The 6,039-nt window shown below is 45.2% G+C and carries 7 protein-coding genes and 5 tRNA genes; all 12 read left to right on the plus strand.

Going from position 1 to position 6,039, the window contains the following annotated elements:
• The first annotated feature begins 38 nt into the window (after window positions 1–38).
• The 12 genes from ybgC (at window position 39) to M0413_RS19890 (ending at window position 5,973) form a co-directional block, all read left to right on the plus strand.
• Complete coding sequence (gene ybgC / locus M0413_RS19835; RefSeq protein ID WP_011072691.1) at window positions 39–440, plus strand: tol-pal system-associated acyl-CoA thioesterase; 402 nt, start codon at window positions 39–41, stop codon at window positions 438–440.
• Window positions 430–1,116: a protein TolQ gene (gene tolQ / locus M0413_RS19840; RefSeq protein ID WP_037419415.1), complete on the plus strand. Its 687-nt coding sequence runs from the start codon at window positions 430–432 to the stop codon at window positions 1,114–1,116. Before ybgC ends, tolQ begins: the two co-directional genes overlap by 11 nt.
• The gene (tolR, locus tag M0413_RS19845) at window positions 1,116–1,550 is read left to right on the plus strand and encodes a protein TolR (protein WP_037419420.1); all 435 of its coding nucleotides are present in this window, start codon (window positions 1,116–1,118) and stop codon (window positions 1,548–1,550) included. Before tolQ ends, tolR begins: the two co-directional genes overlap by 1 nt.
• Window positions 1,551–2,585, plus strand: a complete 1,035-nt coding sequence (gene tolA, locus M0413_RS19850) for a cell envelope integrity protein TolA (protein ID WP_069455155.1) — start codon at window positions 1,551–1,553, stop codon at window positions 2,583–2,585.
• Between the two features lie 9 nt (window positions 2,586–2,594).
• Window positions 2,595–3,923, plus strand: coding sequence for a Tol-Pal system beta propeller repeat protein TolB (tolB, locus tag M0413_RS19855; RefSeq protein WP_249555377.1), 1,329 nt, complete (start codon window positions 2,595–2,597; stop codon window positions 3,921–3,923).
• Between the two features lie 46 nt (window positions 3,924–3,969).
• Entirely contained in the window at window positions 3,970–4,503 is a 534-nt protein-coding gene (gene pal / locus M0413_RS19860) for a peptidoglycan-associated lipoprotein Pal (protein WP_037419429.1), read from the plus strand.
• Window positions 4,504–4,527: 24 nt separating this feature from the next.
• The gene (ybgF, locus tag M0413_RS19865) at window positions 4,528–5,277 is read left to right on the plus strand and encodes a tol-pal system protein YbgF (protein ID WP_037419433.1); all 750 of its coding nucleotides are present in this window, start codon (window positions 4,528–4,530) and stop codon (window positions 5,275–5,277) included.
• 142 nt (window positions 5,278–5,419) lie between these two features.
• Window positions 5,420–5,495, plus strand: a tRNA-Lys gene (locus tag M0413_RS19870).
• A gap of 54 nt (window positions 5,496–5,549) precedes the next feature.
• Window positions 5,550–5,625, plus strand: a tRNA-Lys gene (locus M0413_RS19875).
• 35 nt (window positions 5,626–5,660) lie between these two features.
• Window positions 5,661–5,736, plus strand: a tRNA-Lys gene (locus M0413_RS19880).
• A gap of 35 nt (window positions 5,737–5,771) precedes the next feature.
• Window positions 5,772–5,847, plus strand: a tRNA-Lys gene (locus M0413_RS19885).
• Between the two features lie 35 nt (window positions 5,848–5,882).
• Window positions 5,883–5,973, plus strand: a tRNA-Lys gene (locus M0413_RS19890).
• Window positions 5,974–6,039: the final 66 nt, after the last annotated feature.

Here is a 6,039-nt window from a genome sequence, read left to right on the forward strand (position 1 = left end):
GTAGCGTCAATTTTTCAACCAAAATCTACTGATTTCGCATGACGTTTAATTGGCCCATTTCAGTCTATTACGAAGATACCGACGCAGGTGGCGTTGTCTATCATTCGAACTATCTCAATTTTTTTGAGCGAGCGCGAACCGAATGGTTAAAAGCCTTAGGCGTAAGTCAGACTGCACTGTTGGCCGATGACACGGCGTTTGTGGTTAAGCGGGCGGAATTGGATTTTAAAAAAGCCGCACGTTTTGAACAGAACCTTATTGTAGAAACTAAGGTCATAGAGTTGAAAAAGGCCTCGTTGGTATTTCATCAACGTTTGGTTGATCATCTGGGAGACTGTTATTGTGAAGGCACAGTGCTAGTAGCCTGTGTAGCCTTATCACGTATGCGGCCCCGAGCTATCCCCTTAAATATTGTGCAGGAGTTTGACAGTGCAAGCTGATATGTCGATTGTCGGGTTATTTTTACAAGCCAGTTTATTAGTGAAATTTGTTATGTTCACTTTACTTTGCTTGTCTGTAATGTCTTGGACGGTGATCTTACAACGCCGTAGTTTATTGACATCTGCAAAAAATAAATCGGCAAAATTTGAAGATAAATTTTGGTCAGGCGTCGATTTAAATCGTCTGTATAAAGAATTATCGGCTCGTCCAGATAATACGGGCTTAGAGTCATTATTTGTGACGGGTTTTAAAGAATATTCACGTCTGAATAAATTAAATAGCAAAGTGCCTGATGCGGTGATGGATGGTACTTCGCGGGCGATGCGTGTGACCTTATCCCGTGAATTAGAAAAGTTAGAAGCTAACTTACCTTTATTGGCAACCATTGGTTCGACTAGCCCTTATATCGGTTTGTTTGGTACGGTATGGGGTATTATGAATTCATTTATCGCAATTGGCTCGATGGAAAACGCAACATTAGCCATGGTAGCGCCAGGTATTGCAGAAGCACTGATTGCTACCGCTATGGGTCTGTTTGCGGCAATTCCAGCAGTTATCGCTTATAACCGTTTTGCGACTCAGGTTGAAAAGCTGGAGATCGGTTACGCTAACTTTATGGAAGAGTTTTCTAGCATCCTGCATCGCCAAGCATACAGTGAGAAGGAAGGCGTATAATGCAAGTCGGTTATCAGCGTAAACGTCGTCGCCCTGTTGCCGAAATCAACGTGGTGCCTTACATCGACGTCATGCTCGTGTTGCTGATTATTTTCATGGTAACAGCGCCGATTGTGACCCAAGGGGTGAAGGTGGAGCTGCCGCAAGGTGCGGCCGAAGTGCTACCCGCGGATAGTAAGCCGCCGGTTGTGGCGTCTATTGATGCCGACGGTACTTATTTTCTTAATCAGGGCGGTTCCAATAACGAAGAAATGGAATTGGAAGAGTTAGCCACCGCCGTGGCGGCGATTATGGTGACTGAGCCTGAACGTCCTGTGGTGGTTAAAGCCGATAGAACTATTCCTTACGATAACGTGATCCAATTGATGGTGACCTTGCAACAGGCAGGCGTTCCCTCAGTCGGTTTGATGACGGATTCACCCAAGGAGAAATAGGTGGCGGATAATTCAAATGTTGCATTACCTCTGTCAATTTCAGCAGGTATTCATATTGGCGTGATAATTATTCTGGCCATTGGCATAGATTTCACCCATAAACCTGAACCTGTGCAACAAGTTAGCGCCCCTGCAGTAAAAGCTGTTATGGTTGATCAGCAACAAGTCGCTAATCAAGTTGAAAAGCTAAAGCAGGAAAAGCGCGATGCAGAGCGCCGAGAACGTGAGCGCCAAGCCGAACTTGAACGCAAAGCACAGGAAGCAAAGCAAGCCCGTGAGCGTGAACAAGCACAGTTGAAGAAACTGGCGGAAGAACGTAAGCAGCAAGAAATTGAGACCCAAAAGGCCAATGATGCCGCGAAAGCCGCGCAGGTGAAGCAGCAACAGGAAAAGGAAAAAGCACAAAAAGCCGAAGCCGATCGCAAGCAGAAGGAGCAAGAACGTAAACTTGCTGAAGATGCAGCTCAAAAAGCCGCGGAAAAACGTAAAGTAGAAGAGGCCGCTGCCGCGAAAGCTGAGGCAGACCGTAAGCAGAAAGAAACCGAAGCCAAGGCAAAAGCTGAGGCAGAAGCTAAAGCCAAAGCAGAGGCAAAAGCCAAGGCTGATGCAGAGGCGAAAGCAAAAGCCGAAGCTAAGGCAAAAGCAGACGCTAAGGCCAAAGCGGATGCTGAAGCCCGTGCTCTGCAAGAGCAGGAAATGGCTGATGCGTTAGCCGCCGAGCAGGCTGCCTTATCGCAAACCATGAATAAGCAGATGCAAACGGAAGTCGGTAAGTATACCGCGATGATTAAATCAACGATTCAGCGTAACCTTGTGGTTGATGAATCGATGCGTGGTAAAACGTGTACCGTTTCTGTGCGTTTAGCGAATGATGGATTTGTGATTAGCAGTCAGACACAAGGTGGTGATCCGAATGTGTGTCGTGCAGCTAAAGCGGCGATTTTAAAAGCGGGTAAGTTACCAGTGTCTCCAGACCCTGCGGTATATAACTTGATGAAAGAAATTAACTTAATCGTTGAACCAACGTTTAATTAAAGGAGTCCCATGAAAATTTTGGCAAAATGGTTAGCATTGGCAGTTCTGCTTTGTACTATGCCGGCAAAAGCGGCGCTGGATATTGTGATTACCGAAGGTGTGGATGCGGCGCGACCAATCGCTGTGATGCCATTCCAATGGCAAGGTGCTGGTGCGCCACCACAGGCGATTGCCGATGTGGTTATGTCTGACTTAGTGCGCAGCGGTACGTTTAAACCTTTAGATGAATTAGGGTTACCTCAACGTGGTATTGGAGCCTTAGCACAGTTTGATGCCAATGCTTGGGCTAATGTTAGTGCAGAAGCCGTTGTGGTTGGTTCGGTTAAGCCTTACGGCACGGATCAGTTTTTGGTGAGCTTTGATCTTATTGATTTGGTTAAAGCACAAAACCAAGCACTAAAAGGTCCTGCAAGTCCAACTGAATTTTTGATGGATAGTCGTCAGACCGTGATTTCTGCGACCCAGTTTCGTCAGTATGGCCACCGTATAAGCGATATCGTTTATGAAAAATTGACCGGTATTCGTGGTGCGTTTTTGACGCGCATTTCTTATGTATTGGTTAACCACAGTCAAAAAGCGGCTTATTCATTAATGATCGCTGACTATGATGGTTACAATGAGCAGATGTTATTGCGTTCTCCTGAGCCTTTGATGTCACCCGCGTGGTCACCCGATGGCCGTCGTTTAGCTTATGTGAGTTTTGAAAACAAAAAAGCCGAGATTTTTGTTCAGGACCTATACACTCAAGTGCGTACTAAGGTGAGTAGTTTTCCTGGCATTAACGGTGCGCCTTCTTTCTCGCCCGATGGTAAATCATTGGCCGTGACCCTCTCTAAGGATGGTCAACCTGAGATTTATGTCATTGATATTGCCACTAAGGCGATTAAACGTATTACCAACCACTATTCCATCGATACCGAGCCAACTTGGTTCCCTGATGGTAAGTCATTGTTGTTTACCTCCGAGCGTGGTGGTAGACCACAGTTATATCGTGTAGATTTAAATTCAGGCAAAGTGACCCGTGAAACCTTTGAAGGTGAATGGAATTTAGGTGGTTCAATTACCCCTGATGGTCGCAGCATGATTTTTGTGAATCGCACAAATGGTAAATTTAATATTGCACGTATGGATTTAAGTACGCGCTTTATGCAGGTGCTGACATCGACACGTTTGGACGAGTCTCCAAGTGTGGCCCCTAATGGTACTATGGTGATTTATGGCACTACGTATCAAGGCAAGCAAGTTTTAGCAGCTGTTTCTACGGACGGACGCTTTAAAGCGAGATTACCGGTAGGTCAGGGCGAGGTGAAATCACCTTCTTGGTCTCCGTTTCTCTAGTGTATTAGTTTGATTTATTAACATTTAATTTTATAAGGAACAAGTAATGGATCTGAACAAGTTGTTAAAAGCTATGTTGGTAGCACTTCCAATTATGGCTATTAGTGCGTGTAGCTCAACTTCTGAATCAGAAACTGATGCTATGGGCTCTACAAGCGGTTCTGGTAGTGAACTCAATGGTGGTGTTCAAACGGGCGGTATTGGTGGAATGTTGTCGCCTGAAGAGCAACAACGTCAGCAACTCGAGCAGTTGAGAAAAGAGCACATTATTTACTTCGATTTCGACCGCAGTGAAGTTCAAACTGAATATGCAGCTGTCCTCGAAGCCCATGGTACTTATTTAGTTGAGCACCCAAGTGTTCGTGTATTGATTGAAGGTCATGCCGACGAGCGTGGCACGCCAGAATACAACATCGCACTGGGTGAGCGTCGTGCTAAAGCTGTTGCTAAATACTTACAAGGCATGGGTGTACAACCAAGCCAAATGAGCATCGTAAGCTATGGCGAAGAGAAGCCACTTGACTTCACTCGTACCGATGAAGGTTTTGCTAAAAACCGTCGTGCAGTTTTAGTTTACTAAGATTGAATTACGGAGAGTAACGAGATGAAACGTGCCGTCTTAATTACGGCAATGTTCTTCGGCGCAGGAGCTGCAATTGCAGCTCCTGCTCCTGTTGAAGACCTTGCTGGTGGTTCAGGTGATGACAGACTTGCTCGTTTAGAGCGCATTGTAAAATCGAGACAACAAAGCGAAATTGATATGCAGCGCCGTCTGGATACTTTGCAGCAAGAAGTTCTCGACTTACGTGGTTTGACTGAACAACAAAATTATCAAATAGAGCAGATGCAGCAACGCCAGCGTCAGCTTTATGATGAAATTGCTAATTTATCTTCTAAAGCAGCGACTCCAGCCGCTTCAGTGCCTTCCACTCCTGCCGCTGCAGCAGCAACCGCGAATGCGGCCGCCAGTAGTTTAAGTGAAACGGCCAGCTACGAAAGTGCAGTTAATCTCGTGCTGAAAGAGCGTAAGTATGATGATGCAATCCCAGCCTTTCGCGCTTTCATTAAACAATATCCAGATTCAGTTTATGCCGCCAATGCTAATTATTGGTTAGGACAATTGCTGTTTAATAAAAGTGAGTTTGCTGAAGCTAAGCAAGTTTTCAATACGGTCGTGACCCGTTTTAGTGATTCCAACAAACGTGGTGACAGTTTAGTGAAGCTTGGCATGATCGCAGAGAAAATGGGCGATAAAGCTGGTGCAACTCAATATTACCAACAGGTAGTAAAAGACTACGCCAACAGCGCTGCAGCACGCATTGCTCAGCAACAACTGGCTGCAATTAAAGCGTAATTAACTAAAAAACATACTCTTAGTCTGTTTTTCATGCAAACGACAAAAAATTGGGAATTTACGCTTGCATGGGGAAATGAAAAAGGTATTATAGGCGCCCTCGGAACGGCGAGGTCGTTCGGGGCGCAAAATACCAGTATATGGGTCGTTAGCTCAGTCGGTAGAGCAGTTGGCTTTTAACCAATTGGTCGAAGGTTCGAATCCTTCACGACCCACCACTTACTCTAGTAAATAGAATAAGTTAACGGTATTTGAAGTGTAGTAGATTAGATGGGTCGTTAGCTCAGTCGGTAGAGCAGTTGGCTTTTAACCAATTGGTCGAAGGTTCGAATCCTTCACGACCCACCACTTTTCTGAAAGTGTAAAACTCAGAGTATTTAGATGGGTCGTTAGCTCAGTCGGTAGAGCAGTTGGCTTTTAACCAATTGGTCGAAGGTTCGAATCCTTCACGACCCACCACTTTTCTGAAAGTGTAAAATTCAGAATCCTTAGATGGGTCGTTAGCTCAGTCGGTAGAGCAGTTGGCTTTTAACCAATTGGTCGAAGGTTCGAATCCTTCACGACCCACCACTTTTCTGGAAGTGTAAAATTCAGAATTTTTAGATGAGTCGTTAGCTCAGTCGCTTATGTTATAAAGCTAGGGCAGTTGGATTTTAACCAATCAATCGAATGGTTTAAATCCTTCATGATTCACCACTTACTGAAGTGTAAAATCAGCGTTCACTAGATGGGTCGTTAGCTCAGTCGGTAGAGCAGTTGGCT

Origin of the sequence: Shewanella sp. 8A (assembly GCF_023475945.1) — a bacterium.
Taxonomy (GTDB): Bacteria; Pseudomonadota; Gammaproteobacteria; order Enterobacterales; family Shewanellaceae; genus Shewanella; species Shewanella xiamenensis.

Bases quoted from the DNA above. Each gene is read 5' to 3' on its own strand.
- tolB (WP_249555377.1), top strand. From the start codon at position 2,595: ATGAAAATTTTGGCAAAATGGTTAGCATTGGCAGTTCTGCTTTGTACT.
- ybgF (WP_037419433.1), top strand. From the start codon at position 4,528: ATGAAACGTGCCGTCTTAATTACGGCAATGTTCTTCGGCGCAGGAGCT.
- pal (WP_037419429.1), top strand. From the start codon at position 3,970: ATGGATCTGAACAAGTTGTTAAAAGCTATGTTGGTAGCACTTCCAATT.
- tolR (WP_037419420.1), top strand. From the start codon at position 1,116: ATGCAAGTCGGTTATCAGCGTAAACGTCGTCGCCCTGTTGCCGAAATC.
- ybgC (WP_011072691.1), top strand. From the start codon at position 39: ATGACGTTTAATTGGCCCATTTCAGTCTATTACGAAGATACCGACGCA.